This is a genomic window from Actinomadura barringtoniae (assembly GCF_017573505.1).
Taxonomy (GTDB): Bacteria; Actinomycetota; Actinomycetes; order Streptosporangiales; family Streptosporangiaceae; genus Spirillospora; species Spirillospora barringtoniae.
This window is the reverse complement of the sequence record NZ_JAGEOJ010000009.1, coordinates 175,982-202,688: the sequence shown is the minus strand read 5'-3', so window position 1 is coordinate 202,688 and position 26,707 is coordinate 175,982. Positions and strand designations below refer to the sequence as shown.

Below are 26,707 nucleotides of genomic sequence, written 5' to 3'. Positions count from 1 at the left end.
CGGGGGCGTTCCGGGCCTAGCCTAATCGCATGGACGGCCCCATGACCCTCGCAGACTGGCTGCCGCAGGCCGAGTCGATCACCGTGCTGAGCGGCGCCGGGATCAGCACCGACAGCGGAATCCCCGACTTCCGGGGGCCTCAGGGCGTGTGGACCAAGGATCCGGCGGCCGCCGCGATGTCGACGATCGACGCCTATCTGGGCGATCCGGAGGTCCGGCGCCGCGCCTGGCGGTCACGGCGCGACCACCCGGCGTGGTCGGCCGAGCCCAACGCGGGGCACCGCGCCCTGGTCGATCTCGAACGCGCCGGGCGGCTGCGGGCGATCGTGACCCAGAACATCGATGGACTCCAGCAACTGGCAGGTTCCGATCCGGAGCTGGTCATCGAGATCCACGGCACGATGCGCGACGCCCAGTGCCTGTCGTGCGGCCTGCGCACGCCCATGCCGCAGGTCCTGGAGCGGGTCGACGCGGGGGAGGAGGACCCGCCCTGCGCGGTGTGCGGCGGGATCCAGAAGTCGGCGACGATCTCGTTCGGGCAGTCCCTGGACCCGGACGTCCTGGAGGCGGCGATCATGGCCGCACGCTCGTGTGATCTCTTCGTGGCGGTCGGCACCTCGCTCACCGTCCAGCCCGCCGCCGGCCTGTGCCTGGAGGCCGTCGAGCACGGCGCCCGGCTGGTGATCATCAACGCCCAGCCGACCCCGTACGACACCCTGGCCGACGCCGTGCTGCGGGGCCAGATCGGGGAGACGCTGCCCCGGCTCGCGCGCCTCGCCTCGGGCGCGGACCTGTGATCTGTTGGCGGGTCGTGACCGGACGCCCCTTCCGCTGGAGTGCTTCTCCTGACAAGCTCTATCCGTCGCGGTGCGAGGAGGGATCGGGTTGAGAAGCGGGGGCGCCCGAAGATTCGCCAGGCTGCGGCCGGGCGACCGGGTGGCCGTGATCGCTCCCAGCGGCCCGGTGGATCCCGGTCGGCTGGAGGCGGGCTGTGCCGTGCTCCGCGATCTGGGCCTGGACCCGATCGTGGCCAAGCACGCGCTTGATCGGGACGTTCTCGGTGGTCAGAGCCGTGCGCCGGAGAATTGGCATCGGCTGGCGGGGTCGGACGCCGACCGCGCCCTGGACCTTCAGACCGCCTGGTGCGACCCCGAGATCCGTGCGGTGGTCTGCGCCCGCGGCGGCTACGGGGCGACCCGGATCCTCGACCTTCTTGACTGGGACGCCATGACCGAGGCGGCCGCGGACGAGCGCGGCCCGAAGCTGCTGCACGGCTCCAGCGACGTCACCGCGCTCCACACGGCCTTCGGTGAACGGATCGGCATCACGACGGCCTTCGGGCCGATGCCCGCCACCCACCTGGTCGCGGAGTCGCCCGGCGAAGATCGGGAACGTTCCCTCGAGGCGCTTCGCGCCGTCTGGTTCGGCGCGGACGTCCCGTTGACCATCCCCGGGGCCCACGCGCTGAGCCCGGGGCAGGCCGAGGGACCGCTCACCGGCGGCACACTGTCGATGCTGACCGCGACGCTCGGTACTTCGTACGCCCCGCCGCCCGCCGCCGGTTCGATCGTCTTCCTCGAGGATGTGAACGAGGCGCCCTACCGGGTCGACAGGATGCTGACCCAGCTGCTCCAGGCCGGATGGTTCGACGGGGCCGCGGGCGTGGTGCTCGGGCCCTGGACCGGCTGCGGTGATCCCGTAGAGCTCGACGCCGTCGTTTCCGGGCGGCTCGCGCCGCTCGGCCTTCCCGTCCTGGCGGGCATCGCCGCCGGGCACGGGCCGCGCCAGCTCACACTCGAGCTCGGCGCCCTGGCCCGGCTGGACGCCGGTGCCCAGATCCTGACCGTGCACGCACCCGGGGGAGGTGTGCGATGAGCGGCCGCCATTCCCGTCCCAGCGAATGGGACGACGGGGCCCTCGATTCGCTGCTGGTGCTGGTGGCCGAGAGCCTGGGCTACGGGTGCCGCAGGGTGCCCGGGGACGTGATGCTGCTGGAGGGCGCCAACCGGCTGCACGTCAGCATGCGCAACCTCCGCCAGCTGGCCCGCCTGGTACCGCGCGACGACTGGCCCGCGCTGGTCTCCGACCACGTGACCACGATCGTCACCGCGATCGAGGAGCCGCTGGACCTCAGCGACTTCGAGCTCGCCCAGAACCTTCTGCGCACCCGGATCTACCCGGCCGAGGCCGACAACGGCGTGCTGGCCGCCCGGCCGTTCGCGCCGGGCCTGATCGAGGCGGTCGTGGTCGACACCCCGACCACGGTCCGCACGGTCACGACCGAGGAGATGAACGGCTGGCCGGTCTCCGGCGACGCCCTGTTCATGCTCGGCCGCGCCAACGTGCGCGCCGACGGTCCGCTGCAGCTCGACGAGCAGGAGCTCGGCGGGGTGCGGATGTCGGTGCTGCACGGCTGGACGTTCTACGCCGTCACCCACCTGGCCTGGCTCGAGGAGTACCTGCAGATCGGCCCGCACGGCGCGCTCGTCGTGGCGCCCAACCGCAGCCTGATCGTCGCGCATCCCCTCCAGCCCCAGGCCGGCGGCATCCGGGCCGGTTACCGCGCCGCGGTCGCCGCCGCCAGGGAGCTCCAGGCGCAGGCCGCGCAGGCCTACGAGGACGGCCCGGGATCGCTCAGCCCGCACCTGTACTGGTGGCGGGCCGGCGAGCTCAGCCTGCTGGAGACCCGCTACGACGGCGACACGCTGGTGCTGCCCGAGGACTTCCGCTCGGTGCTGACCACGCTGGCGGCCGAGCACTGAGCCCGGGGTCCGTTCCCAGCCGCTAACCCGCCGCCAATGGGCGGTCAAGACACCGGCGAACGCGGCCGGGCCTGGCCTGAGGCACGCTCGTTCGCCGCCAGGCTTCTCCGGTGACGTCGTACAGCGGGGCCGGGGCGGGTCTGGGCCGGAGGGAGTTCCTGGGCAAGGCCGGCACGGTCGGCCTTGTGCTCGGCATTCCGGGAAGGGCCGGGCCGAGCCCCTATCCGTTCGGGCTCGGTGTCGCGTCCGGTGATCCGTGGCCGGACGGCGTGGTGCTGTGGACCCGGCTCGCGCCCGAGCCGCTGTGCCCCGATCCGGCGCGCCCCGGCGGGATGGCGGGCCGCGACGTCGAGGTGGACTGGCAGGTCGCCGCCGACGAGCGCTTCACCAAGGTCGTGCGCCACGGCCGGACGCGCGCCCGCGCGGGGCTGGCCCACTCGGTCCACGTCGAGGTCGGCGGCCTGCGGCCGGGCCGCGACTACCACTACCGGTTCCGTACGGCGGGCGAGATCAGCCCGGCCGGGCGCACGCGTACCGCGCCGGAGGGACGGCCCGCCCAGGTGCGGTTCGCCTTCACCTCCTGCCAGAACTACCAGCACGGGTTCTACACCGCCCACCGGCACCTGGCGGCCGAGGACGTCGACGTGGTCCTGCATCTCGGCGATTACATCTACGAGTGCGACACGGCCCCTGCGGGCGGAACGGTCGTCCGGCCGCACGGCACGCCAGAGCCTGTCGACCTGGCCGGGTACCGCCTCCGCCACGCGCTCTACCGAACCGACCCCGACCTGCGGGCCGCGCACGCGGCGGCGCCCTGGATCGTCACCTGGGACGACCACGACGTCGTCAACAACTACTCCGGCGGCGAGGCTCCCGGCATGGACCGGCAGGCGTTCGCGCGCCGCCGTGCCGGGGCCTACCAGGCGTACTACGAGCACATGCCGCTGCGCCGCGCCTCGGTGCCGAGAGGGCCGGACATGCGGATCAACAGGCGGCTGCGGTACGGGCACCTGGTCGACTTCTGGGTGCTGGACACCCGCCAGTTCCGGGTGGCCCGGCCGCCGTGGGTCGATCTGCTGCCGCCCGACCTCGCGTCGCGGCTCGGCGTGGACCGGCGCTCGCCCGACCGCGCCATGCTCGGCGGCACTCAGGAGCGCTGGCTGCTGGACGGCCTGGCCCGCTCGCGGGCCCGCTGGAAGATCCTCGCGCAGCAGGTGGTGATGGCCCAGCGCAACATGGCCCCGCCCGGCGGCGGCGAGGTCTACCGGCTCGACACCTGGGACGGCTTCCCGGTGGCCCGCGAACGGCTGCTGCGCGGCATCGCCGACCGCCGGATCGACAACGTCACCGTCCTCACCGGCGACGCCCACACCAACCTGGCGGCCGAGCTCAAGACCGATTTCGACGACCCCGCCGCGCCCTGCGTGGGCGTCGAACTCGTCGGGACCTCGGTCACCTCGCGCGGCGACGGCGGCGACGTGCGGCCCGACACCCCGGCTCTGCTCGCCGCCAACCCGCATGTGAAGTTCGCCAACGATCTGAGGGGCTACGTCGTGTGCACCGCCACCGCCGGGACGCTGCGGGCCGACTACCGGGTGCTCCCGTACGTCGGCCGCCCGGGCGCGTCGGTCCACACCCGGGCGACCTTCGAGATCACGGCTGGCAGGCCCCGGCTGGAACGGGTCGCGGAGCGGCGTCCTCCGGGCGCTCGGCGGGTGTCCCCGCCGTCTCCTCCGGACGCGGTCGAGGGCTGACCGTGAGCGCCGGGATGAACACGTGCGCGAGCGGTCCGATGGCCACCGCGTACAGCAGCGTGCCGATCCCGACCGTGCCGCCGAGCAGCCACCCGGCGACGAACACGCTCAGCTCGATGCCCGTACGGACCACCCGGATCGAGTGGCCGCGCGCGGCGAGGCCGGTCATCAGCCCGTCGCGCGGCCCCGCGCCGAAACCGGCGCCGATGTAGCAGCCGGTCGCGAAGCCGCCCACCAGGATCGCCGCGACGAGGTAGGTCCAGCGGATGGCCAGGGGGTGCGGATCGGGCAGCAGGTAAAGGAACAGGTCGGCGAAGACTCCGACCAGCACGACGTTGCTGATCGTGCCGAGCCCGGGCCGCTGTCTGAGAGGGATCCACAGCAGCATGACCAGGGCGCCGGCGATCACGATCCAGGTGCCGATCGACAGTCCGAACTGGCGCGACAGGCCCTGGTGGAACACGTCCCACGGGTCGTTGCCCAGCCCGGAGGACACCTGCAGGGCGATTCCCAGGCCGTACAAGGCCAATCCCACGTAGAGCTGCACCAGCCGCCGGGCCATCAAGGCCATTTCTTCGCTCCCCTTCGGTTCAATACCTGCACCGATACGGTGTTTCGCCTGGTCAGTCTCGCGAAAAGTGGCCTGGTCTTTAAAGAGCCAATATGCGAAAGTGGTCTGCATGAGCACCAGGTACGTGAGCGGCACCCAGCTGGCCCGTCTCCTCGGCGACGTCCCGCACGAGCGCCCGTACTACGCGGCGCTGGCCCGGGCCGTGCGCGGCCTGATCCTGGACGGGCGGCTCGCCCTGCGGACCCGGCTTCCCGCCGAACGTGACCTGGCCACCGCCCTCGGCGTCAGCCGTACCACCGTGACCGCCGCCTACGACCGCCTCCGCGACGAGGGCTTCGTCGAGAGCCGGCAGGGCGCCGGCAGCTGGACGGCGCTGCCGCCGACCAACATGTCCGCGCCCGCGGCCCGGGGCCTGCCGTCGGTCTCGGTCCCGTTCGGCGCCGGGCAGTTCGGCATGGCGTACGCGCCGGAGGGGCCCGGCTTCATCGACCTGGGCTGCGCCACGCCCGCCGCCCCGGCGATCTTCGACGAGGCGGTCGCCGCCGGCGTCGCCTCCCTGGCCCGCTACAGCTCGGGTCCGGGCTACGAGCCCGCCGGGATCGCCGAGCTGCGCGAGACCATCGCGGCCACCTACGAGGCCCGCGGCGTGCCGACCCGGCCCGACCAGATCGTGGTGACCACCGGCGCGCAGCACGCCTTCACGCTGCTGATCCAGGCGCTCGTCGAGCCCGGCGACTCCGTGCTGGTCGAACGGCCCACCTACCCGCACGCGCTCGGCGCGCTGCGGCGGCGCGGCGCCCGGCTGGTGCCGGTCGGGGTGAACGAGGGCTGGGACCTGGAGCTCATCGCGGGCAGCATGCGGCAGGCCGCGGTCCGCGTCGCCTACACGATCCCCGACTTCCAGAACCCGACCGGCCGGCTCATGGGCGACGCCGACCGGGCCGCGTTGGTCGAGGCGGCCCGCCGCGCCGACGCGTTCGTCATCGCCGACGAGACGTTCGCCGAGCTGGCGCACGACCCCGCCGCGGACCGGATGCCGCCGATGGCCGGCTACGACACCGGCGGGCGCGTCATCACGATCGGCTCGTCGTCCAAGCTCATGTGGGGCGGCCTGCGCATCGGCTGGATCAGGGCCACCGCGCCGCTCGCCCGGCGCATCGTGCTGGCCCGCGAGGCCGTGGACATGGCGAGCCCGGTGCTCGACCAGCTGATCGTGCGCGAGCTGCTGCTGCGGCTGGGCGAGGTGCGCGCCGAACGGGCGTCCCACCTGGTGCGCAGCCGGGACGCGCTCGCGGCGGCGCTGCGCGAGCGGATGCCGGACTGGGAGTTCACCCTGCCCGACGGCGGCATGTCGCTGTGGGTACGGCTCGGCGCGCCGGTCGCGTCACTGCTGGCCGAGGCCGCGGGCCGCTACGGGGTCCGCGTCGTCCCCGGGCCGGTGTTCGGCGTCGACGGCGTGCTGGAGGACTGCGTCCGGCTGCCGTACGTGCTGCCGCCGGACGTGCTGCGCGCGGCGGTGGACCGCCTCGCCCAGGCCTATCGGGAGGTCGAGGCGGCCCCGCTCGCCGGGCCGTTGCCGGCCTACGTCTGACGTGGGTCAGGGAGCGCGCTGGATGTAGTCCACCAGGTGCTCGCGCTCGCTCTCCAGCTCGTCGATCGAGCTCTTGACGATGTCGCCGATGCTGACCACGCCCGCGAGGCGGCCCTCGTCGACGACCGGGATGTGCCGGATGCGCCGGTCGGTCATGGTCTTGCGCAGATCGTCCACGGCCGCGTCGGGATCGGTGGTGAACACCTCGGTGGTCATGATGTCGGCGACCGGGCGGTCCAGCAGGTCCGCCCCGTGATCGTGCAGCCTGCGCACGACGTCGCGTTCGGACACGATTCCGGCGATGGCGGCGCCGTCGGGCGAGACCACCGCCGCCCCGATGTTGTGCTGTGCCAGCGTGGCCAGCAGTTCTCTCACAGTGGCACCGGGCGGCACGGTGGCCACCAGGTCGCCTTTTCTCCGCAGGATGTCGCGAATTCGCATGCATCACACTCCGGCGACGGTTCGGTCGGGCCTCGCGGCCCGCCTCGGACCTGTTCTTGTCAACCTCGCATGTTCGGCCGCCCGCGAAAACCCCGCGCTGGTAAACCCTTGGCCGAGTTCCCGGCCGGGCGGCCGGGCCCTGGCATGTGCCCAGTGGATCAAGGGTAGGCAGGTCGGCGGGGAGATCACAGGGGGATGACGTGCCAGGACGTATCGAGGACTATGCCCTGATCGGGGACTGTCAAAGCGCCGCATTGGTCTGCAACGACGGTTCGATCGACTGGTTGTGCCTGCCGCGCTTCGACTCGGGGGCGTGTTTCGCGGCGCTGCTCGGGGACGAGGAGAACGGCCGCTGGCAGCTCGCGCCGTCGGGCGCCGGGCGCGCGACGCGGCGGCGCTACCGCGGGGACACGCTGATCCTGGAGACCGAGTGGGAGACCTCGGCGGGATCGGTACGGGTCATCGACTTCATGCCGCACCGCGGCGAGGCGCCCGACATCGTGCGCATCGTCGAGGGACTGGCGGGCGAGGTCTCGATGACGATGGACCTGCGCCTGCGCTTCGACTACGGCCACCGCGTGCCGTGGATGCACAAGGCCGACGGCCAGCTCGCGGGCATCGCGGGACCGGACTCGATCTGGCTGCGCACTCCGGTGGAGGTCGCGGGCCAGGACTTCGCGCACACCGCCGAGTTCTCGGTGTCGGAGGGGGAGCGGATCCCGTTCGTGCTCACCTGGCACCCGTCGCACATGCCGCCGCCCAAGCCGGTCGAGCCGCTGACCGCGCTGATGGAGACCGAGGAGCTGTGGAACGAATGGGTGGGCCGGATCTCCTACACCGGCACCTACCGTGACGCCGTCGTCCGCTCGCTCATCACGCTGAAGGCGCTGACGTACGCGCCGACCGGCGGCATCGTCGCCGCGCCGACCACCTCGCTGCCCGAGGCGCTGGGCGGCGTCCGCAACTGGGACTACCGATTCTGCTGGCTGCGCGACGCCACGATGACGCTGGACGCGCTGCTGCGCAGCGGCTGCACCGACGAGGCGGCGTCCTGGCGCAAGTGGCTGCTGCGCGCGGTCGCGGGCAGCCCCGAGGACGTCCAGATCATGTACGGCGTCGCGGGGGAGCGCAGGCTCACCGAGTGGGAGGTCGACTGGCTCCCCGGGTACGAGGACTCCAGTCCCGTCCGGGTGGGCAACGCGGCGGCCGGGCAGCTCCAGCTCGACGTGCCCGGCGAGGTGATGAACTCGCTCTACCTGGCGCGCAAGGCCGGCCTGCCGCGCGAGGAGCACATGTGGTCGATGCAGCAGGCGCTGGTGAAGTACGTCGAGGAGCACTGGGCCGACCCCGACGAGGGGCTGTGGGAGATCCGCGGTGAGCGGCGCCACTTCGTGCACTCCAAGATGATGTGCTGGGCCGCGATGGACCGTGCCATCCGCATGTCGGAGGAGTTCGGCTATCCCGGCCCGGTGTCGCACTGGCGCGGCATCCGCGACGAGATCCATGCGCAGGTCTGCGAGAAGGGCTACGACCCCGTGCGCGGGACGTTCACGCAGTCCTACGGCTCGACCGAGGTGGACGCCGCGCTGCTGATGATGACGACGATCGGCTTCCTGCCGCCCGACGACCCGCGCGTGATCGGCACGATCGAGGCCGTGCAGCGCGAGCTGGCGGGCGACGGGTTCGTCCGCCGCTACCCGACGCACGAGGGCGAGGCGTCCGACGGCCTGGTCGGCGAGGAGGGCGCGTTCCTGGCGTGCTCGTTCTGGCTGGCCGAGAACCTGTGCCTCATCGGCCGCGAGGAGGAGGGGCACGCGCTGTTCGAGCGGCTGCTGTCGCTGCGCAACGACGTGGGCCTGCTGGCCGAGGAGTACGACCCGCGGGCCGGCCGCCTGGTCGGCAACTTCCCGCAGGCCTTCAGCCACGTGCCGCTCGTGCACACCGCCTATGAGCTCGACGGGCACCGCCTGGATCTGAACGGCGGCTGAAAGAAACCGAAAGTAATGAATCGGTAGCGATAGGTGATCACTGCCGGGTGTCCGGGTAGGTCGTGATCATCCGGCACGCCGTGCCGGAGTCGTTCACGGGGGGAGCGGGGGATGCGGAGACGTGTGCGCGTGCGTGCCCGCGGGCCTGTCGCCGCCGTCACCGCCGCCGTCCTGCTGGCGGGGGTCGCGGGCTGCGGCTCCGATGCTTCGGGTGCGCGGGTGGTGAACCTCTACAACGCGCCGCAGCAGAACCTCGCCTCCATCGTCAAACGCTGTAACCAGGAGGCGAAGGGGCGCTACCGGATCGTGCTGAACACGCTGCCGCGCGGCGCCGACGACCAGCGCGAGCAGCTGGTCCGGCGCTTGGCGGCGGGCGACTCCGAGCTGGACGTGCTCGGCCTGGACGTCACCTGGACCGCCGAGCTCGCCGAGGCGGGCTGGATCCGTGAGTGGACCGGCGCGTTCGCCCAGCAGGCCAGGCAGGGCACGCTCGCGATGCCGCTGGACACCGCCATCTGGCACGGCAGGCTCTACGGAGCGCCGTCCAACACCAACGTCCAGCTGCTCTGGTACCGCTCGGACCTGATCACGCAGCCGCCGGCCACGTGGGCCGGGCTGATGGCCGCGTCGGCGAAGCTGGCGGCCGAGCGCAAGCCGCACTACGGCGAGGTCACCGGGGCGCAGTACGAGGGCCTGGTCGTCTGGTTCAACAGCCTGGTGATGTCGGCGGGCGGCCGGATCCTCACCCCGGACGGCCTGAAGGTCGACCTCGGCCCGCCCGCGCTGAAGGCGCTGCAGACGATGCGCGACTTCGCGCGTTCCAAGGCCGCCGACCCGTCGCTGTCCAACACCAAGGAGGACGACGCGCGGCTGGCGGTCGAGTCGGGACGCGGCGCGTACGAGATCAACTGGCCGTTCGTGTACGCCTCGATGGCGGCCAACAAACCCAAGATGCTGCCGAACTTCAAGTGGGCGCCCTACCCGGGCATCGACGGCACCGGCCGGTCGCCGCTCGGCGGCTCCAACTTCGCCGTCAGCAACTACTCCAAGCATCCCGCCGAGTCGTTCCAGGCGGCGCTGTGCCTGCGCGACCCCGAGAGCCAGCGCGTCTCGGCGGTCAAGGACGGCCTGCCGCCCACGATCGAGGCGGTCTACGACGCGCAGGGGATGGCCGAGGCCTACCCGATGCGGCAGACGATCCTGGACGCGCTGAAGACCGCCGCTCCCAGGCCGAAGACGCCCACGTACCAGAACGTCTCCACGGTGACGGCGGTGACGCTGTCGCCGCCCGCCTCGATCAACCCGCCCAGCACGCTGAAGACGCTGCGCGGCCTGATCTCCGACGCCCTCGACAGCAAGGGGGTGCTGCCGTGACCTGCTCATGGTCGCGGCTTCGCCGCTCCGGGTCATGGGGCGCCGACGCCTCGTCTTCCCTCGTCGGTCGTTCCTCCCTCCTCAGTCCAGACAAGGCGGCCCCATGACCTCGGCGGACGTCTCGACGGGAACCACACCGGCCAAGACCAAGAAGCCGATCAGCGACGGCAAGCGGTCCGAGCGCAGGCTCGGCCTGTGGCTGTGCGCACCGGCCGCGCTGGTCATGGTGCTGGTCGCGGGCTGGCCGATCATCTACTCGGTCATGCTGTCGCTGCAGCGCTATGACCTGCGCTTCCCCGACAAGCGGGCCTGGATCGGCTTCGGCAACTATGGAACGGTCCTGACCAGCGGCTTCTGGTGGGAGGCGTTCTGGGTCACCGCGTTCGTCACCGTCGTCAGCGTCGCCGTCGAGCTGGTGCTCGGCATGGCGATCGCGATGGTGATGTACCGGACCCTCTTCGCCAAGGGCCTGATCCGCACGGTCGTGCTGATCCCGTACGGCATCGTCACCGTGGCGGCGGCCTACGGCTGGAAGTACGCCTGGACGCCCGACACCGGCGGCGGCTGGCTGGCCGGGCTGATGCCGACCGGCTCCGCGCCGCTCACCGAGCACTGGCCGTCGATCTGGATCATCATCCTGGCCGAGATCTGGAAGACCACGCCGTTCATGGCGCTGCTGCTCATGGCCGGGCTCGCGCTGGTGCCCGAGGACGCGCTGAAGGCCGCCTCGATGGACGGCGCGAGCGGCTGGCAGCGGTTCCGGATGGTGACGCTGCCGCTGATGAAGCCGGCGATCCTCGCGGCGCTGCTGTTCCGCATGCTGGACGCGTTCCGCATCTTCGACAACATCTACGTGCTGACCAACGGCGCGCAGAACACCTCGTCGGTGTCGGTCATCGCCTACCACAACCTGATCGGCGGGCTGAACCTCGGCATCGGCTCGACGATGTCGGTGCTGATCTTCCTGACCGTCGCGCTCATCGCGTTCATCTTCATCAAGGGCTTCGGCACCTCGGCGCCCGGCCAGGACGGGGGAGGGAAGCGCTGATGGAGCGGACCGGCGGCCGGATGGCCAAATGGAGCCTGATCAACCTGCTCGTGCTGCTGTACGCGCTGATCCCGGTGGTGTGGATCGCCTCGCTGTCGTTCAAGGACCCGGGCACCATCACCGAGAAGACGTTCTGGCCCACCAAGTGGACCTTCGACAACTACAAGGGCATCTTCAAGAACGACGACTTCACGCGCGGCCTCATCAACTCGATCGGCATCGGCCTGATCTCCACGGTGATCGCGATCGTGATCGGCACGATGGCCGCCTACGCGGTCGCCCGGCTGGACTTCCCGGGCAAGCCCGCGGTCCTCGGCATGTCGCTGCTGATCGCGATGTTCCCGCAGATCTCGCTGGTCACGCCGCTGTTCCAGATCGAGCGGCAGCTCGGGCTGTTCAACACCTGGCCGGGCCTGATCCTGCCGTACATCACCTTCGCGCTGCCGCTCACGATCTACACGCTCTCGACGTTCTTCAGGGAGATCCCGTGGGACCTGGAGAAGGCCGCGAAGATGGACGGCGCCACGCCGTTCCAGGCGTTCCGGATGGTCATCGCGCCGCTGGCGGCGCCCGGCGTGGTCACCACCGCGATCCTGGCGTTCATCGTCTGCTGGAACGACTTCCTGTTCTCGATCTCGCTGACCTCCTCCAGCGCGGCCCGGACCGCGCCGGCGACGATCTCGTTCTTCACCGGCAGCTCGCAGTTCGAGGACCCGACGGGCTCGATCGCGGCCGCCGCCATCGTCATCACGATCCCGATCGTGCTGTTCGTGCTGTTCTTCCAACGCCGGATCGTGGCCGGCCTGACCTCGGGCGCGGTGAAGGGATGAGCGACCATGGCTGAGATCGAGCTGGCCGGGGTGACCAAGCGCTACCCGGACGGGACCGTCGCGGTCGACGACCTGAACCTCAAGATCGCCGACAAGGAGTTCATCATCCTGGTCGGGCCCTCGGGGTGCGGCAAGTCGACCACGCTCAACATGATCGCCGGGCTGGAGGACATCAGCGAGGGCGACCTGCTGATCGGCGGCGAGCGGGTGAACGACCAGGCGCCGCGCGACCGCGACATCGCGATGGTGTTCCAGTCGTACGCGCTCTACCCGCACATGAGCGTCCGCGACAACATCGGCTTCCCGCTGCGCCTCGCCAAGGTCGACAAGGCCGAGGCCAACGCCAAGATCGAGAAGGCCGCGCGGATCCTGGACATCGAGCCGCTGCTGGACCGCAAGCCCGCCAACCTGTCGGGCGGCCAGCGCCAGCGGGTGGCGATGGGCCGCGCGATCGTGCGCGAGCCCAAGGCGTTCCTGATGGACGAGCCGCTGTCCAACCTGGACGCCAAGCTGCGCGTCCAGATGCGCACGATGATCTCGCGGCTGCAGAACGACCTCGGCACCACGACCGTCTACGTCACCCACGACCAGACCGAGGCGATGACGCTCGGGGACCGGATCGTGCTGATGCGCAAGGGCGTCGTGCAGCAGGTCGGCTCGCCCGAGGAGCTCTACGAGCACCCGCACAACCTGTTCGTCGCGGGCTTCATCGGCTCTCCCGGCATGAACTTCCTGCCCGCTGAGATCACCGGAGACGGCCTGGAGACGGTGATCGGCAGGATTCCCCTGTCCGACCGCGTCCGGAGCGCCCTGGAGCGCCATGACGCGCCCAGGCAGGTCATCATGGGCATCCGCCCGGAGGCCTTCGGTGACGCGAGCCTCGAAACCGCGAGCGGCAACCCCGACGGACGCGACTGCACGTTCAGCGGGGAGGTGGAGATCCTGGAGTCGCTCGGCGCCGAGAAGTTCGCCTACGTCGACCTGGGACGGGCCGGCGCGATCGACTCCGAGCACCTGGCCGAGGCCTACCAGGGCAACGTCGACCACGGCCGGGTGCAGCTGGTCGCCCGGCTCGACGCCCGCTCCCGGGCACGCGAGGGAGAGAGCGTCGAGCTGGACTTCGACCCGGCCGACATCCTGCTGTTCGAGCCCGAGAGCGGGCTCAACCTCACCGAAGAGGTCTGACCGGCCCTTAGCCGACGTCGAAGCGGGCCAGCAGCCGCATCACGCGCGGCGACACCCGGCTGGTGAGGTAACTGAGCCGCGCCTCGGGCGTGACGGGAACGACGGCCCGGTCCTTGCGGACGGCGGCGACGATCTGCTTGGCGACGCCCTCGGGCCCGAAGTTGCGCATCGCGTAGGCGCGGGCCGCGCGGCCCTGGCTCTTGGCCTGCTCCTCGGCGCTCTGCCCCACGAACCGGGACGTCTTGGTGATGTTGGTGTTGACGATCCCGGGGCAGATCGCGCTGACCCCGATGCCCTTGCCCGCGAGCTCGGCGCGCAGGCACTCCGACAGCATCAGCACGGCCGCCTTGCTCGTCGCGTACGCGGGCAGCGTGCGGGACGGCGTGAACGCCGCCGCCGAGGCGGTGTTGACGATGTGCCCGCCCTGGCCCTGCTCGACCATCTGCGCGGCGAACAGACGCGAGCCGTGGATCACGCCCCACAGGTTGACGTCCAGGACCTTCTCCCAGTCCTCCACCGAGTGGTCCAGGAACGAGCCGGCCATGCCGATCCCGGCGTTGTTGACCACGACCTCGGGGACGCCGTGGCCGTGCAGCACCGACTTGGCGAAGTCCTCCATCGCGGTCGGGTCCGACACGTCCACTCCGAAGGCGTGCCCGTGCGGCCCGAGGAGCCCGGCGAGCTCGGCGGTGCGCTGCGCCGACTCCAGGTCCAGGTCGGCGGCGACCACCTCGGCGCCCAGTTCGGCGAACGCCAGCGACGTGGCCCGGCCGATGCCGCTGCCCGCGCCCGTCACCACGACCAGCGAGCCGTCGAACGGGCGGCGGTCGCGGGACACCTTCGCGCGCCGCAGCGCCCGTTCCTCGGTCGTGGTGAGCGCGCCGCCCTCGACCGCGGTGATGTGCTCGTTGATCCAGCGCGCGAGGACCTCGGGGTGGCTGCGCGGCACCCAGTGCCCGGACGCGATGGTCCGCAGCGACAGGTTGGGCACCCGCTCCTGCAGCCCGCCGACCAGATGCGGCGAGACGAACAGGTCCTTGGTCGGGACGATGACCTGGGTCGGCACGTCGGTGCGCCGGTCGCGCGGCCTGCGCAGCCGCTGGACCATGTTGGCCCGGTAGAGCCCGACCCCGGCCGCGCCGTCGCGCGCCAGGGTCCGCGCCGGGTGGCCCTCGCGCGGCTCGATGCCCTCACCGATCTCCAGGGACCGCGAGAACGACGTGGACAGGCCGGTCCGCCACATCACCTCGGGGACGACGGGCGTCTGGAAGAAGTAGATGTACCAGGAGCGGGCGCTCTGCCCGGCGGCCTGCCTGAGGTTGCGCGGCGTCGGGCGGCTGAGCTTGCCGCGCAGCCAGTGCCCCACGTGGTCCAGGCACGGCCCGGACATCGAGGTGAACGACCGGAACCGCTCCGGCATGGTGCACGCGGCCTCCCACGACTGGATGGACCCCCAGTCGTGCCCGACCAGGTGCACCGGCCCGTCCGGGCTGGTCGCGTCCAGCACGGCCCGCATGTCCGACATCAGGTAGTCGAAGGCGTAGTTCTTGCGCCCGAACGGCCGCGAGGACGCGCCCGCGCCCCGTACGTCGTAGCGGACCACGTGGTAGCGCGCGGCCAGCCGTTCGGCCACCTCGTCCCAGACCGCGTGCGTGTCGGGGTACCCGTGCATGAGCAGCACGGTCGGCCGGGACCGGTCGCCCTGCTCGTAGACGGCCAGGTCGACCCCGTCCCCGCGAACGTGCCGGGTGGTCTTGGAAGTGGTGGTCACGCGGTCGCCTTCCGTGCGGCCCAGCGGTGAACGTGCGGCAGGTCGTCGTCGAGCCAGAACGCGTCGTCCTCGGTCACGACGAGCAACTCCTCGAACTTCACGCCCACGTCGCGGAAGCCGATGTGCGGCTCGACGGCCCACAGGCCGGGTGTCGGCGGGTGCTGGGACTGCTTGGCGCCGTTCCAGAGCGGGGAACGCCCCTCCATCCGCTCCTTGACCAGCTCGCGCCCGATCGTCTGCAGGAAGCGGACGCCGAACGGGAAGCCGACGCCCTTGGGCAGCATGCCGCCGATGATGCCGACCTGGTGCCCGATGACGCGCCCGGGGTACTTGCGGTGCCGGTTGTCGTAGCCCTGCCGGTCGATCAGCGCGTCGACCTCGGCGTAGATGTCGGCGAACGTGCGGCGCTGCCTGACCAGGTCCAGGATCAGCGTGCGGTACGCGGCGAGGTCGGCGTCGAGCTGGTCCCAGATGCGGTTCTCGCCCAGCACGCCGCCGTAGCCGATGTCGGCGGAGAAGCCCTGCTTCACCGGCGCCATGTCGAGGATGTAGGGCATCCCCTCCTCCAGGCGCGTGGCGCTCGGCAGGAACTGCGTCGGGACCTTGAAGCCGCGGAAGGCGGTGCGGTCGCCGAACCAGGCGAACGGGGTGTGCAGCCAGTCGTCCACGCCGTGGTCGCGCAGCCAGTGGCGCATGGTCTTGCACACCTGGCGTTCGGTCACGCCCGGCTCGAGCGTGGCTGCCACCTCGTCGGCGCACTGGTAGCACAGGCGCTGGATCTCACGGAATCGCTCGAGCTCCGCGGCGTTGTCGGTGCGGGCGAGCGCCACATTATTGGACACATCGTTAATTAACCGCTGATGTGAACCTCGGTCAAGTAATCGAGGCGTGAGCCGCACCACGTCATGCCGTGAAAGCGAGAACCCGGCCGGGCCCCTTGCGGCGCCGGCCGGGTCGCTGGTGATGGTGCCGATGGTCTAGTACGGGTCGTACCCGCCTGCCTTGGCGGCGGGCGACGTCAGCAGGTAGTCCAGCGCCTGGGGCGTGGAGCAGACCTGCGAGGGGTGGTGCGAGCGCTTGAGGTAGATCGGCGCCTCGCCGAGCAGCAGCTTGAAGATCCCCGGGATGTGGCCCCTGCGGACCGACTTGCGGTAGGAGCGGTAGACGCGGGGGAGCGTCACCTTCTTCTTGATCGTCGGGTCCTGCTTCAGCAGGTAGAGCGTGCCGCCGATCAGCGCCCAGTAGAGGAAGAACAGCGACACCACCCAGGCGGCGACGCGCAGCGGGTAACGGCCGCCCATCTGCTGGTAGACGTCGAACACCACCGACCGGTGCTCGACCTCCTCGGCGCCGTGCCAGCGCAGCAGGTCCAGCATCGTCGGGTCGACACCGGCCTTGTCGAGGTTGTCGTTGTCCATGATCCACTGGCCGAGGACCGCGGTGTAGTGCTCGATGGAGGCGACGGCGGCGAGCTCGAACAGCAGCCGGCGGCGCCACTTGCGCTGGGACTTCTCCTTGAGCGCCGCCATCTGCGCGGGCCGCTCGGCGTTGCCCTTGCCCGCCGGGCCGGTGATCTTGGTGACGTCGATGCCGTTCTGCTCCAGGAGCCGGTCCAGCACGCCCTGGTGGGAACGGGCGTGCACCATCTCCTGGCCGATGAAGCCCTTGATCTCCTCGCGGAGCTTCTCGTCCTTGATGTAGGGGGTGGCGTCCTTGACGCACTGGATGAACCACTTCTCGCCCTCCGGCAGGACGATGTGGAACGAGTTGATCATGTGGGTGCCGACGGGATCGCCCGGTATCCAGTGCAGCGGGGTCTTCTCCCAGTCGAAACTGACGCGCCGGGGCCGGATCGGTGGGTGCCGCTCGTCGATCTCGAACGTCGATCCTGCTTCCACGGGCCTCGTCATTCCCTCTCCTCACCTCAGCGCGCCCCGACCCTTATTGGACGCAGCGTACAGACCTGTGCGCCGGTCCACTGAGATAGGAGTGAACTAGCGATAAGTGCCGGGTTTCTTGGGGGCTGGCACACAAGTTACCGGCCGGTGTTCGTTGCCGGGTGATAAATCCGGCACTCACACCTGGATGCGATGCGCTCCGGTGTAGACGTTCATGCTCTCGCCGCGCAGGAACCCCACGAGCGTCATCCCCGCGTCGTCGGCGAGCTCGGCCGCCAGCGACGAGGGGGCCGAGACCGCGGCGAGCGCCGGAATGCCCGCCTGCATGGCCTTCTGGGTCAGCTCGAACGAGGCCCGGCCGCTCACCATGAGGATCCGCCCGGTGAGCGGGAGCAGGCCGGCGCGCAGCGCCCAGCCCACGACCTTGTCGACCGCGTTGTGGCGCCCGACGTCCTCCCGTACGGCCAGCAGCTCGCCCGTGGCGTCGAAGAGCCCGGCGGCGTGCAGGCCGCCGGTGCGGTCGAAGACGCGCTGCGCCTCGCGGAGCCGGTCGGGGAGCGCGGCGAGGATCTCCGGGGTGAAGGTGACGGGATCGGCGGCGACCTCGTAGGGCCGGTCGGTCCGCAGCGCCTCGATGCTGGCCTTCCCGCAGACGCCGCAGGCGCTGGTGGTGGTGAACGCCCGTTCCATCGACGCGTCCGGGGGCCGCACGCCCTCGGCGAGGACGACGTCGAGGGTGTTCTGCTGGGCGGCGTCGGCGCAGTAGCGCATGGCGCGCAGGTCGCCCGCCGCGCCGATGATCCCCTCGGCGGCCAGGAACCCGGCCACGAGGTCGAAGTCGTCGCCCGGCGTGCGCATCGTGATCGTCAGCGGCCGCCCGGCGACGCGGATCTCCAGCGGCTCCTCGACGGCCAGGGTGTCGGGCCGCCGGCCGCGCGTCCCCCCGGCGCCGAGCCGCAGCACCGGCCTGCGAACCGTTACCCGACCCATGTAGGTGACCGTACCCCCAGGTGCCGCGCCATGCGACAGCGGTCTGTCCCCTTCCCGGTCACTCTGAGTAGTCGATTTAGGGCCTAACGTAATAGCCATGGTTCTCCGCACGTTCGGCTGGTCCTTCGCCGCCACCGTGGTCGCGCTCGCCGCCGCCTTCCTCTATCAGGGCGTCACGGCCTTCGTGCTCGTCGCGGTCCTGGCGATCCTGGAGATCTCCCTGTCGTTCGACAACGCCGTGGTGAACGCCAAGGTCCTGGAGCGGATGAGCCCGTTCTGGCAGAAGATCTTCCTGACCGTCGGCGTCGTGATCGCGGTGTTCGGCATGCGGCTGCTGTTCCCGCTGATCATCGTGGCGGTCACCGCGGGGATGGGCGGCCCGGTCAAGGCGTTCGACCTGGCCCTGGACGACCCCGACGCCTACCAGCACGCGATGGAGTCGGCGCACCCGCTCATCGCGGCGTTCGGCGGGATGTTCCTGCTGATGCTGTTCCTGGAGTTCGTCTTCCAGGAGCACCCCGAGCGGTGGCTGCCCTGGCTGGAGGAGCCGCTGGCCCGGCTCGGCCAGGTCAACCAGCTGCCGGTCGTGGTCGCGGGCCTCGCGCTGGTGCTGGTGTCGGGCATCTACGCCGACGACCCCGGGAACGTGATGATCGCCGGGGTGCTGGGGATCATGACCTACATCCTGGTGAACGGGCTGGGGGAGCTGTTCTCCGAGGTCGGGGCGTCGGCCGCCCGCGCCGGGTTCTTCCTGTTCCTCTACCTGGAGGTGCTGGACGCCTCGTTCAGCTTCGACGGCGTCGTCGGCGCGTTCGCCATCAGCTCCGACCCGATCGTGATCGCGCTCGGCCTCGGCGTCGGGGCGATGTACATCCGGTCGCTGACGGTCTACCTGGTCCGCAAGGGCACGCTCAGCGAGTACATCTACCTGGAGCACGGCGCGCACTGGGCGATCGGCGCCCTCGCGGTGTGCATGCTCGTCAGCATCGCCCGCGACGTGCCCGAATGGCTCACCGGCGGGCTGGGCGCCGGGCTGATCCTCGCCGCGTTCCTCAGCTCGGTGGTGCACAACCTGGACCGCCGCTCGGCCGCCGCGGACGCCGGATCCGGGACGGATCCCGAGGCCGATCCCGAAGCAGGGCCCGTGACCGAATCCGAGGCTGAGCCCGTGGCCGATTCCGACGCGGGCGCGGACGTCAGTCCCGAACGCCTCGAGGACGGGGAGTACGCCAGCCGTAACGCATCGCCGATACCCGCAGCACGAACGCCAGAAGGGCAGCGCCGGCAGTGACGCCTGGACCGTGCCACCCGGTGACGTCGGCGACCGCGACCAGGGCGGCGCCGAGGAGGGCGGGCAGCGCGTACAACTGCCGGTCGTAGAGCACCGAGGGGATCAGCCCGCTCAGCACGTCGCGCAGCATGCCGCCGCCGACGGCCGTGATGACCCCCAGCAGGACCGCGTGCAGCGGTGACAGCCCGAAGTCCAGCGCCTTGGCGGTGCCGGTGGCGCAGAACAGGCCGAGCCCGGCGGCGTCGAACAGCAGCACCGTCGGCAGGATGCGGCTCACCTGCGGATGCCAGAAGAAGACCAGGACGGCGGCGGCCACCGGGACCAGCACGTACCCGACGCTGGTGAACGCGGTCGGCGGCACCGCGCCGATGACCAGGTCGCGCACGATCCCGCCGCCGAGCGCGGTGATCTCGGCGAGCACCACCATGCCCACCATGTCGAGCCGCTGCCGCACCGCCGTGAGGCCGCCCGACACCGCGAACACGAAGATGCCGGCCAGGTCGAGCAGCTCGGGAACGTCCATGGTCCGGCACTCTGGCAGGTCACCGGCCCCCGCCGGAACGCGGCGCGCGGATCATTCGCGCTTGTCGGCGTTCCAGTTGGCGACGATGGCGGCGAACGGCGGGATGACCATCGCCACGACCGACATCGCGATCGCGGCGGGCGGCGAGAACAGCCGCACCACCGACCAGGCCAGCACGAACAGGGTGAGGCAGGTCCCCATCATGATCGCGTAGGCGATCCTGCGACGCCTCATGCCTCCCACGATACGACCCGCGGGTCACTCGGCCTGAGGGCAGAGGTCACCGGGCTCCGGACCGGGCGATGTCGAGAGCACCAGGGGGAGGCACAGCGGGAGCGACAGGCTCATCCCGGAGAGGAAGCCGAGCGGGCTCGCCGGGGTCCGGGCCGGGGTACGGCGCTTGAGCCGGACCTTGGAGGCATCGGTGGCGGTGCCGGTCACGGGCCGCGCGGTCACGGGGTGCGCGGCGGCGGGATGCGCGGCGGGCTGCGCGGAGGCTGCGGGCGGGGCCGGGGCCGCCCCGATGAGGGCGGCGAACGCGGCGGCGCCGGCGGCGAGGAGGGTCACCCGGGACAGTGTCGCGGGCCGGACCGGACCGAATGGCCCGGGCCGACCGTATCTACTTCAACTGTAGTCATCTCATTACACTTAGTTAGCGTCTCTTTAGGGCAATCGGTCCGTCAGAAGGAGAAGCATGGTCGAGAACGATGGCGCTCCCCGAGCCGTCGGTCCGTCGTCCGAGGTCGCCGCGGCGACCCTCACCGCGATCCAGGCGGCGCGGGAACGGGTGCGCCGCCTGGTCGACTCCACCCGCTTCCAGCTCGCCGTCACCGTGCTCATCATGGTCAACGCGGCCTCGCTCGGCCTCGACACGATGCCGGCGGTCATGCGCGACTACGGCGACTGGCTGGAGGCGACCGACCGGGTCTGCCTGATGGTCTTCACCGTCGAGCTCGGGCTGCGTGCCTTCGCGCACGGGAAGGCGTTCCTGCGCGACCCCTGGTGCATGTTCGACGCCCTGGTCGTCGGCATCGCGCTGACGCCGAGCGCGGGCGGCCTGTCGGTGCTGCGGGCGCTGCGGATCCTGCGGGTGCTGCGGCTGATCTCGGCCGTGCCGAGCCTGCGCCGCGTCGTCGGCGCGCTGCTCACCGCGATGCCCGGGATGGCGTCCATCACCGGGCTGCTGGTCCTGATCCTGTACGTCGCGGGCGTCATGGCGACCAAGCTGTTCGGCTCGGCCATGCCGGCCGCCTTCGGCAGCCTCGGCGACTCGCTGTTCACGCTGTTCCAGATCATGACCGGCGACAACTGGTCCGACGTCGCCCGCGAGGTGATGCACCACCAGCCGCTGTCGTGGATCTTCTTCGTGCTCTACATCCTGGTCTCCACGTTCGCCGTGCTGAACCTGTTCATGGCGGTCGTGGTGAGCGCGATGGAGTCGCAGATCTCCGGCGAGCTCGCCGACGACATCGAGCGCGCGCAGGAGGAGGACCGGCAGCGCGACGTGGAGACCCTGGACGCGGTCAAGGCCCTGAGCGAGGACGTGGCGGCCATGCGGGACGAGCTCGCCCGCCTGCGCCCCGCGTGAGCCGCACGGCCGCGTAAGCCTCACCCCACCGGCCTCGGCAGGGTCGCCTCCCTGCGCTCGGGCTGGGTACGCGAGGTGAACCTCCCACCGCTCCAGACGATCAGCTGGGAGATCACCGCCATCGCCAGCCCGAGCGCCAGGCAGTACGCCAGGACCCGCACGTACCCGCCGACGAGCCCCGGGTCCAGGAACGGGTACGGGTACCAGTCGGCGAACGGGCCGCGCAGCATGCTGTAGACCAGGTAGGCCAGCGCGATGACGGCCCAGCCCCGCGTGACCCGGGTGCGCATGCGGCCCGCCGGAGCGTCGATCAGCCAGTCGAGCAGCACGACGACGGGCACGACCACCTGCAGCAGCCAGCCGACCGGCGCCGACGGGCCGACGGGCGCGGGCATCGTCAGGAACACGACGGCGGTCGTGGCCATCGCCAGCAGCGCGCCGCCGCGAATCCGCGCCGGGACCTGCCGTACGACCCCGACCAGCAGCACGACGGCGGCGAAGGTCCCGGTGAGGAACGCGAACGAGCTCAGGTAGTCCATCACCGAGAAGTCCGGCTGGCCGAGGCCGAGCAGCATCCCGTACAGCTCCTCGGTGAGGATCACCACGCCGCAGACCGCGCGGTACCCGGCGATCGGCCAGGGGATCCGCCAGCCGAACCGGCCCGACGTGCGGTGCCCGGCGCCCGACCCCTCGCCGCCGCCCGCGTCGCCGCCGCCGCGGACGGCGCCCGCGATGGCGGTCACCACGAACGTGCCCATGAGCAGCAGCAACGGGATCTGCTTCGCGCCGCCCGACGCGGCCTTGGCCTTGTGCACGTCCCGGATCGGCGTGATCTTCTTGGGTGCCGGCGGCACGGGCGGCACGGCCGGGGGAGGGGGCGGCGGAGCCGGGGCGACCGCCGCGGGCGCGGGCGCCGGCGGCGGGGGAGGCGGCGGAGCCGGTGGCTGCACGATGCTCGCGACGCCCGCGGTGTTGATGAGCCCGGCGACGCCGAAGGAGTTGGCGAAGCCGCCGAGCGCCGCCTTGTTGACGTAGCCCGCGACGCTGCGCTTCTGGCCGCGCGAGTTGTCGCTGGACGACGTCGTGGTGCCGCCCGCGCTGTGCCCGCCGGCCGTGCCGCCCGCGCTGTGCCCGCCGACGGTGGCGGCGGCCGCCCGCGTGGAGGAACGCGCCAGCACCCGGATCGGGACCCGGATGAGGTTGTCGCCGCCCTGCGGGTCCTTGGAGGCGCTGGTCAGCTTCAGCTCCAGCACGCGCTTGCCGGGCTTGGCGTCCGGCGTGGCCCGCAGCGTGATCTTCAGCCAGCGGTGCTCGCCCGGCTTCAGCCGCCCGATGACGCAGCGCAGTTTGTGGTCCTTGACCTGGCACACCGGCTTGGCTCGCCGCTCCGACCGCTCGGGTACGCGCGGCGCCGACCGCTCCGACGAGGCGCTCCGTTCCGGGGAAGCGCTCCGTTCCGGGGAGACGCTGCCCGGCTTCGCCGCGGTCAGCTCCGCGCCCTCCAGGCTGAAGCCGTCCGGCAGCGTCCCGGTGAGCACGATGTCGTCGGCGACCGACGGCCCCCGGTTCAGCACGTCCGCGGTGAACGTGGCGACGCCGCCCGGCTCGATGTCCAGCGAGCGGTCGGCCGTGCCCTTGGGCGACAGGACCAGGTCGCTCTCACGGGTCAGCGTGAACTGCAGACCCGGCTTGCCCTTGGTCCCCTTGGCGGGCTTGGCCTTCTTACCGCCCTTGTAGGTGACCGTCGGCTGGCCGATGACCAGCGACCCCGACGACAATGACGCGTCGGGGAACAGGCCGAGCGTGGCGGTGGCCGACTTCTTGTACGGGATGTTCTTCCACACGCACGTCACCACGACGCTCTGGTCCGGCTTGGTGGCCGACGTGCACTCCCGGGGCATCTTGAGGATCTTGACGCCCTTCGGGAACGGCTGGTTCAGCGTGACCTTGCCGGAGGGCACCTGGCCGACGTTCTTGACCTTCACCTTGTAGAGGAACGCCTTGCCGGCCACCGGATGCGCAGGGACCGTGGAGACCTCGAAGACCACCTTGGGCTTCTTCACCGGACCGTCGGCCGCCGCGCCCCCCGCCACGGCCAGCAGCCCGAGCACGGCCACCGCCGCCGCCGCGGTCACCGCCAGGACCGCGCCCGCGCCCGTTCGCGCGCATGCCAAAAGCCTCGCCCATGTGGCGATCATCAGGTCGACCCCCCCGATCAACGCCCCCTACCCGGGGACCGCACCATTCCTAGTGATCGGCAACGGGGAGATCAAGCCGCCGCACGGAACCCGGAAACACGCGCTTGACCTTTACTTTTTCGCCGGGGCGAGGCGGGTCGGAGGATAGGTGTCGATCCGGGCGAACTGCTCCTGCGCGCCGAGCATGGCGCCCGGCCGGATGCCGACGGCGCCGCCGTAGGGCCGTTCGAACTGGAACACCACGAGCACGGTCACGGTGAACAGCATCGAGGTCGTGATGGCCCACGCCAGGCTGTGCAGGCTGCCCTCGAGCCCCATCACCAGCGGGAAAATGATCATGAGTAGCGAGGTGCCGATGACGCCGAGCAGCAGCATCGCGGGCAGTCTGCTGCCCGCCAGCGAGGACCGTTCGTCATGGAAGCCGGACAGGTCGCGCAGCCGGTCCATGGCGTCCAGGCGCCGCTGCTCCACGCTGAAGTCCTTGGGGTGGAACCGCAGCAGCCGCAGCCTCGCCTGGTCCAGGATCAGCCCCGAGTCGTCGCCGAGGTCGCCGCGCCGCATCATCGGCCACTCCTTGTGGATCGTGACCTGGGCGTACGTGCGGACGTCGCCCTGCACGGCCGCGCCGACCGGGTTCGGGACCGCGCGCGCCGACCAGTAGAGCTCGATGGCGCGCTTGGCCTCGTTGTCGGCGCTCGTGTCGGCGTCGGTGACCGACTGCCATCCGGCGACGAGCGCGAACGCGACGATGAGCATGTGCAGCGCGCCGATCGACGGGCCGAGCACCCCCATCACGATCTCGTCCCGCCTGCTGGCGTTGCGGCGCATCATCCGCACGGTCACGACCGTGCCCGCCGCGGTCAGGGCGAGAGCCGTCGCCATGACACCCGCGCCCTGCATACGCGTCCTCCTGTCGTCCCAAGCGCTCCCCCTCCCCGTCTTTGACCGGCGGTGACCAGGTAAAACACCGGGAAGGGAGAGGTTAGGAAGGAGTCACGACGCGTATAGGGACTCGATGGCGTCGGTGTACTTGCCGTGCACGACGCGGCGCTTGAGCTTCAGGGTGGGCGTGAGCTCCTCGCTCTCGGCGGTCCACTCGGCGGGCAGCAGCCGCCACTTCTTGACCTGCTGAACGCGGGCGAGGCGAGCGTTGGCGTCCTCGACCGCCTTCTCGACCTCCTCCAGCACGAGCGGGTGCTCGGCGAGCGCGGCGAGGTCGGTGGTGTCGACGCCGTGCGCGGCGGCCCAGACCGGGGCGACCTCGCCGTCGAGGGTGATGAGGGCGACGACGTAGGGGCGGCGGTCGCCGTACGCGAGGGCCTGGCCGACCAGCGGGTGCTCCTTGAGCAGGTTCTCGATCATCGACGGGGCGATGTTCTCGCCGCCCGCGGTGATGATGAGCTCCTTCTTGCGGTCCACGACCCTGAGGAAGCCGTCGTCGTCCAGCACGCCGACGTCGCCGGTGTGCACCCAGCCCTCGGCGTCGATCAGGTCGGCGGTCGCCTCGGGCCTGTTCAGGTATCCGGGGGTGCAGCTCGCGCCGAGGACCAGGATCTCGCCGTCCCCGGCCAGCCTCAGCTCGACCCCGTCGAACGCGCGGCCGACCGTGCCGAGCTTGAACGAGTCGCTCAGGTTGGCGGTGATCGCGCCGGTCGTCTCGGTCATGCCGTACGCGTCGAAGATCTTCAGGCCGAGCCCGGCGAAGAAGCGCGCGACCTCCTCCGGCAGCGGCGCGGCGGCGCTGGAGGCCTGGCCGACCCGGTCCAGCCCGAGCAGCGCCCGCATCGGGGTGAGCACGGCGGCGTCGGCCCGCTCGAACGCGGCGGCGAGCTCGGGCGGGCTGGTGTTGCCGTACTCCAGGCTCGCCACGTACCGGCGCCCGGCGTCCAGCGCGCCCTGGACCGCGGCCTTCTTCTGCTCGTCCTGCTCGGCGCCGAGGACGGCCTGGATGCCCGCCATGATCTTCTCCCAGACGCGCGGCACGCCGAAGAACGAGTGCGGGCGCACCTCGCGCAGCACGGTGGTGAGCTGCGCGGGGTCGGGGCAGAAGTGCACGTGCGCGGCCCGGCCGACCGGCAGGTAGTAGCTGAGCACGCGGTCGGCGATGTGGGCGAACGGGAGGTAGGAGATGCCGACGCTGTGGTCGGGCAGCACCGAGCTGCGCTCCACCATCGCGCACTCGTGCATCGCCATCGAGTGCGTGATGATGACGCCCTTGGGGTTGCCGGTCGTGCCGGAGGTGTAGAGCAGGGTGAGCGTGCCGCCCGGCTGGACCGCCTGCCAGCGGGCGTCGACCGCGGCCGGGTCGGCGGCCAGCCGTTCACGGCCGAGCTCGGTGAACGCCTCCCATGTCATGAAGCGCTCGCCCTCGGGGCAGGCGCCGGAGTCCAGCACGATCACCGTGCGGAGGGCGGGCAGCTCGTCCAGGACGGGCAGCCACCGGTTCAGCTGGTCCTTGCCGTCCAGGACCGCGAACCTGGCCGTGCTGTTGCTCGCCACGAACGCCACCTGGTCGGGGGCGAGCGTCGCGTACACGGTCGTGGGGACGCCGCCGGCGTGCACGGTGCCCAGGTCGGCGAGGACGTGCTCGGAACGGTTGGGCATCATCAGCGCCACGACGTCGCCGGGCTCCAGCCCCAGCGCGGCGAACCCGGCCGCCGTCTCCAGGGCGCGCCTGCGGGTGTCGGCCCAGGTGAGCGTCCGCCACTCGCCGTCCACTCGGTCGGAGTAGGCGGGCAGCCCGCCGTGCGCCGCCGCGGTCGCCGCGAGCCGGGTGCAGATCGTCTGCCCGGCCACCGCGGCCTCCAGTTCCGCCCGCCGTGCCAGGATCTCGGCCTCACCCATCGCGCGCCCCTCTCGGCCAGTCCAGTCCATGGAAGTCATCGACGATCCGTCGAAGTAACC

General features: G+C 71.2%; 24 protein-coding genes. 12 read left to right on the top strand and 12 right to left on the bottom strand.

The window, feature by feature from the left end:
- The first annotated feature begins 29 nt into the window (after window positions 1-29).
- The 4 genes from J4573_RS22875 (at window position 30) to J4573_RS22860 (ending at window position 4,516) form a co-directional block, all read left to right on the top strand.
- The gene (locus tag J4573_RS22875) at window positions 30-797 is read left to right on the top strand and encodes an SIR2 family NAD-dependent protein deacylase (RefSeq protein ID WP_208257843.1); all 768 of its coding nucleotides are present in this window, start codon (window positions 30-32) and stop codon (window positions 795-797) included.
- 88 nt (window positions 798-885) lie between these two features.
- Window positions 886-1,875, top strand: a complete 990-nt coding sequence (locus J4573_RS22870) for a S66 peptidase family protein (protein WP_208257842.1) — start codon at window positions 886-888, stop codon at window positions 1,873-1,875.
- Window positions 1,872-2,762 (top strand): hypothetical protein, encoded by an 891-nt coding sequence (locus J4573_RS22865; protein WP_208257841.1) that lies wholly within the window; start codon window positions 1,872-1,874, stop codon window positions 2,760-2,762. The genes J4573_RS22870 and J4573_RS22865 overlap by 4 nt, the downstream gene beginning before the upstream one ends.
- A gap of 110 nt (window positions 2,763-2,872) precedes the next feature.
- Complete coding sequence (locus J4573_RS22860; RefSeq protein ID WP_307796798.1) at window positions 2,873-4,516, top strand: alkaline phosphatase D family protein; 1,644 nt, start codon at window positions 2,873-2,875, stop codon at window positions 4,514-4,516.
- On the opposite strand, the gene yczE is transcribed toward J4573_RS22860, so the two are convergent.
- Window positions 4,416-5,087 (bottom strand): membrane protein YczE, encoded by a 672-nt coding sequence (gene yczE / locus J4573_RS22855; RefSeq protein ID WP_243773425.1) that lies wholly within the window; start codon window positions 5,085-5,087, stop codon window positions 4,416-4,418. The genes J4573_RS22860 and yczE overlap by 101 nt on opposite strands.
- 109 nt (window positions 5,088-5,196) lie before the next feature.
- Between yczE and yczR the strand changes: the two genes are divergently transcribed.
- Window positions 5,197-6,678: a MocR-like transcription factor YczR gene (gene yczR, locus J4573_RS22850; protein WP_208257840.1), complete on the top strand. Its 1,482-nt coding sequence runs from the start codon at window positions 5,197-5,199 to the stop codon at window positions 6,676-6,678.
- A 6-nt stretch (window positions 6,679-6,684) separates the two neighbouring features.
- Here yczR and J4573_RS22845 read toward each other — a convergent pair whose 3' ends face one another.
- On the bottom strand, window positions 6,685-7,119 hold the full coding sequence (locus J4573_RS22845; RefSeq protein WP_208257839.1) for a CBS domain-containing protein: 435 nt from the start codon (window positions 7,117-7,119) through the stop codon (window positions 6,685-6,687).
- A gap of 200 nt (window positions 7,120-7,319) precedes the next feature.
- Here J4573_RS22845 and J4573_RS22840 point away from each other — a divergent pair, with 200 nt between their 5' ends.
- From J4573_RS22840 to J4573_RS22820, 5 genes are all read left to right on the top strand, one after another.
- Window positions 7,320-9,107, top strand: a complete 1,788-nt coding sequence (locus tag J4573_RS22840; RefSeq protein ID WP_208257838.1) for a glycoside hydrolase family 15 protein — start codon at window positions 7,320-7,322, stop codon at window positions 9,105-9,107.
- Between the two features lie 111 nt (window positions 9,108-9,218).
- Window positions 9,219-10,481 (top strand): ABC transporter substrate-binding protein, encoded by a 1,263-nt coding sequence (locus J4573_RS22835; RefSeq protein ID WP_208257837.1) that lies wholly within the window; start codon window positions 9,219-9,221, stop codon window positions 10,479-10,481.
- Window positions 10,482-10,584: 103 nt separating this feature from the next.
- Window positions 10,585-11,529: a carbohydrate ABC transporter permease gene (locus tag J4573_RS22830; protein WP_208257836.1), complete on the top strand. Its 945-nt coding sequence runs from the start codon at window positions 10,585-10,587 to the stop codon at window positions 11,527-11,529.
- Window positions 11,529-12,359, top strand: coding sequence for a carbohydrate ABC transporter permease (locus J4573_RS22825; RefSeq protein WP_208257835.1), 831 nt, complete (start codon window positions 11,529-11,531; stop codon window positions 12,357-12,359). Before J4573_RS22830 ends, J4573_RS22825 begins: the two co-directional genes overlap by 1 nt.
- A 6-nt stretch (window positions 12,360-12,365) precedes the next feature.
- Window positions 12,366-13,544 (top strand): ABC transporter ATP-binding protein, encoded by a 1,179-nt coding sequence (locus J4573_RS22820; RefSeq protein WP_208257834.1) that lies wholly within the window; start codon window positions 12,366-12,368, stop codon window positions 13,542-13,544.
- A 7-nt stretch (window positions 13,545-13,551) separates the two neighbouring features.
- On the opposite strand, the gene J4573_RS22815 is transcribed toward J4573_RS22820, so the two are convergent.
- The 4 genes from J4573_RS22815 to fdhD all read right to left on the bottom strand — a co-directional run bounded on the left by J4573_RS22815 (window position 13,552) and on the right by fdhD (window position 18,203).
- Window positions 13,552-15,315 (bottom strand): SDR family oxidoreductase, encoded by a 1,764-nt coding sequence (locus J4573_RS22815; RefSeq protein ID WP_208257833.1) that lies wholly within the window; start codon window positions 15,313-15,315, stop codon window positions 13,552-13,554.
- Window positions 15,312-16,157: a M24 family metallopeptidase gene (locus J4573_RS22810; protein WP_372442866.1), complete on the bottom strand. Its 846-nt coding sequence runs from the start codon at window positions 16,155-16,157 to the stop codon at window positions 15,312-15,314. The genes J4573_RS22815 and J4573_RS22810 overlap by 4 nt, the downstream gene beginning before the upstream one ends.
- 135 nt (window positions 16,158-16,292) lie before the next feature.
- Window positions 16,293-17,225 carry a metal-dependent hydrolase gene (locus tag J4573_RS22805; RefSeq protein WP_208257832.1) on the bottom strand — a complete coding sequence of 311 codons (933 nt, stop codon included), beginning with the start codon at window positions 17,223-17,225 and terminating at the stop codon, window positions 16,293-16,295.
- 165 nt (window positions 17,226-17,390) lie between these two features.
- Window positions 17,391-18,203, bottom strand: a complete 813-nt coding sequence (fdhD, locus tag J4573_RS22800) for a formate dehydrogenase accessory sulfurtransferase FdhD (protein ID WP_208257831.1) — start codon at window positions 18,201-18,203, stop codon at window positions 17,391-17,393.
- Between the two features lie 97 nt (window positions 18,204-18,300).
- On the opposite strand from fdhD, the gene J4573_RS22795 reads away from it, so the two are divergent.
- Window positions 18,301-19,494, top strand: a complete 1,194-nt coding sequence (locus J4573_RS22795) for a DUF475 domain-containing protein (protein WP_208257830.1) — start codon at window positions 18,301-18,303, stop codon at window positions 19,492-19,494.
- Here the strand turns inward: J4573_RS22795 and J4573_RS22790 are convergent.
- From J4573_RS22790 to J4573_RS22780, 3 genes are read right to left on the bottom strand one after another with little or no spacing between them, the layout of a single operon-like run.
- Complete coding sequence (locus J4573_RS22790; protein ID WP_208257829.1) at window positions 19,400-20,017, bottom strand: trimeric intracellular cation channel family protein; 618 nt, start codon at window positions 20,015-20,017, stop codon at window positions 19,400-19,402. The genes J4573_RS22795 and J4573_RS22790 overlap by 95 nt on opposite strands.
- A 51-nt stretch (window positions 20,018-20,068) precedes the next feature.
- On the bottom strand, window positions 20,069-20,251 hold the full coding sequence (locus tag J4573_RS22785) for a DUF3099 domain-containing protein (protein ID WP_208257828.1): 183 nt from the start codon (window positions 20,249-20,251) through the stop codon (window positions 20,069-20,071).
- Window positions 20,252-20,275: 24 nt separating this feature from the next.
- Window positions 20,276-20,584, bottom strand: a complete 309-nt coding sequence (locus J4573_RS22780; RefSeq protein WP_208257827.1) for a hypothetical protein — start codon at window positions 20,582-20,584, stop codon at window positions 20,276-20,278.
- 127 nt (window positions 20,585-20,711) lie between these two features.
- Between J4573_RS22780 and J4573_RS22775 the strand changes: the two genes are divergently transcribed.
- Window positions 20,712-21,605 (top strand): ion transporter, encoded by an 894-nt coding sequence (locus J4573_RS22775; protein WP_208257826.1) that lies wholly within the window; start codon window positions 20,712-20,714, stop codon window positions 21,603-21,605.
- 20 nt (window positions 21,606-21,625) lie between these two features.
- Here the strand turns inward: J4573_RS22775 and J4573_RS22770 are convergent, their stop codons facing one another.
- From J4573_RS22770 to J4573_RS22760, 3 genes are all read right to left on the bottom strand, one after another.
- A complete protein-coding gene (locus J4573_RS22770; RefSeq protein WP_208257825.1) occupies window positions 21,626-23,803 on the bottom strand; it encodes a Pr6Pr family membrane protein in 2,178 nt (725 codons plus the stop codon).
- A 111-nt stretch (window positions 23,804-23,914) separates the two neighbouring features.
- On the bottom strand, window positions 23,915-24,703 hold the full coding sequence (locus J4573_RS22765) for a bestrophin-like domain (RefSeq protein ID WP_208257824.1): 789 nt from the start codon (window positions 24,701-24,703) through the stop codon (window positions 23,915-23,917).
- A 93-nt stretch (window positions 24,704-24,796) separates the two neighbouring features.
- A complete protein-coding gene (locus tag J4573_RS22760) occupies window positions 24,797-26,647 on the bottom strand; it encodes an AMP-dependent synthetase/ligase (RefSeq protein ID WP_208257823.1) in 1,851 nt (616 codons plus the stop codon).
- Between the last annotated feature and the right edge of the window lie 60 nt (window positions 26,648-26,707).

Bases quoted from the DNA above. Each gene is read 5' to 3' on its own strand.
- J4573_RS22875 (WP_208257843.1), top strand. From the start codon at position 30: ATGGACGGCCCCATGACCCTCGCAGACTGGCTGCCGCAGGCCGAGTCG.
- fdhD (WP_208257831.1), bottom strand. From the start codon at position 18,203: ATGGGTCGGGTAACGGTTCGCAGGCCGGTGCTGCGGCTCGGCGCCGGG.
- J4573_RS22835 (WP_208257837.1), top strand. From the start codon at position 9,219: ATGCGGAGACGTGTGCGCGTGCGTGCCCGCGGGCCTGTCGCCGCCGTC.
- J4573_RS22825 (WP_208257835.1), top strand. From the start codon at position 11,529: ATGGAGCGGACCGGCGGCCGGATGGCCAAATGGAGCCTGATCAACCTG.
- yczE (WP_243773425.1), bottom strand. From the start codon at position 5,087: ATGGCCTTGATGGCCCGGCGGCTGGTGCAGCTCTACGTGGGATTGGCC.
- J4573_RS22805 (WP_208257832.1), bottom strand. From the start codon at position 17,225: ATGACGAGGCCCGTGGAAGCAGGATCGACGTTCGAGATCGACGAGCGG.
- J4573_RS22775 (WP_208257826.1), top strand. From the start codon at position 20,712: ATGGTCGAGAACGATGGCGCTCCCCGAGCCGTCGGTCCGTCGTCCGAG.
- J4573_RS22795 (WP_208257830.1), top strand. From the start codon at position 18,301: ATGGTTCTCCGCACGTTCGGCTGGTCCTTCGCCGCCACCGTGGTCGCG.
- yczR (WP_208257840.1), top strand. From the start codon at position 5,197: ATGAGCACCAGGTACGTGAGCGGCACCCAGCTGGCCCGTCTCCTCGGC.
- J4573_RS22770 (WP_208257825.1), bottom strand. From the start codon at position 23,803: ATGATCGCCACATGGGCGAGGCTTTTGGCATGCGCGCGAACGGGCGCG.
- J4573_RS22845 (WP_208257839.1), bottom strand. From the start codon at position 7,119: ATGCGAATTCGCGACATCCTGCGGAGAAAAGGCGACCTGGTGGCCACC.
- J4573_RS22820 (WP_208257834.1), top strand. From the start codon at position 12,366: ATGGCTGAGATCGAGCTGGCCGGGGTGACCAAGCGCTACCCGGACGGG.
- J4573_RS22830 (WP_208257836.1), top strand. From the start codon at position 10,585: ATGACCTCGGCGGACGTCTCGACGGGAACCACACCGGCCAAGACCAAG.
- J4573_RS22790 (WP_208257829.1), bottom strand. From the start codon at position 20,017: ATGGACGTTCCCGAGCTGCTCGACCTGGCCGGCATCTTCGTGTTCGCG.
- J4573_RS22785 (WP_208257828.1), bottom strand. From the start codon at position 20,251: ATGAGGCGTCGCAGGATCGCCTACGCGATCATGATGGGGACCTGCCTC.
- J4573_RS22765 (WP_208257824.1), bottom strand. From the start codon at position 24,703: ATGCAGGGCGCGGGTGTCATGGCGACGGCTCTCGCCCTGACCGCGGCG.
- J4573_RS22865 (WP_208257841.1), top strand. From the start codon at position 1,872: ATGAGCGGCCGCCATTCCCGTCCCAGCGAATGGGACGACGGGGCCCTC.
- J4573_RS22760 (WP_208257823.1), bottom strand. From the start codon at position 26,647: ATGGGTGAGGCCGAGATCCTGGCACGGCGGGCGGAACTGGAGGCCGCG.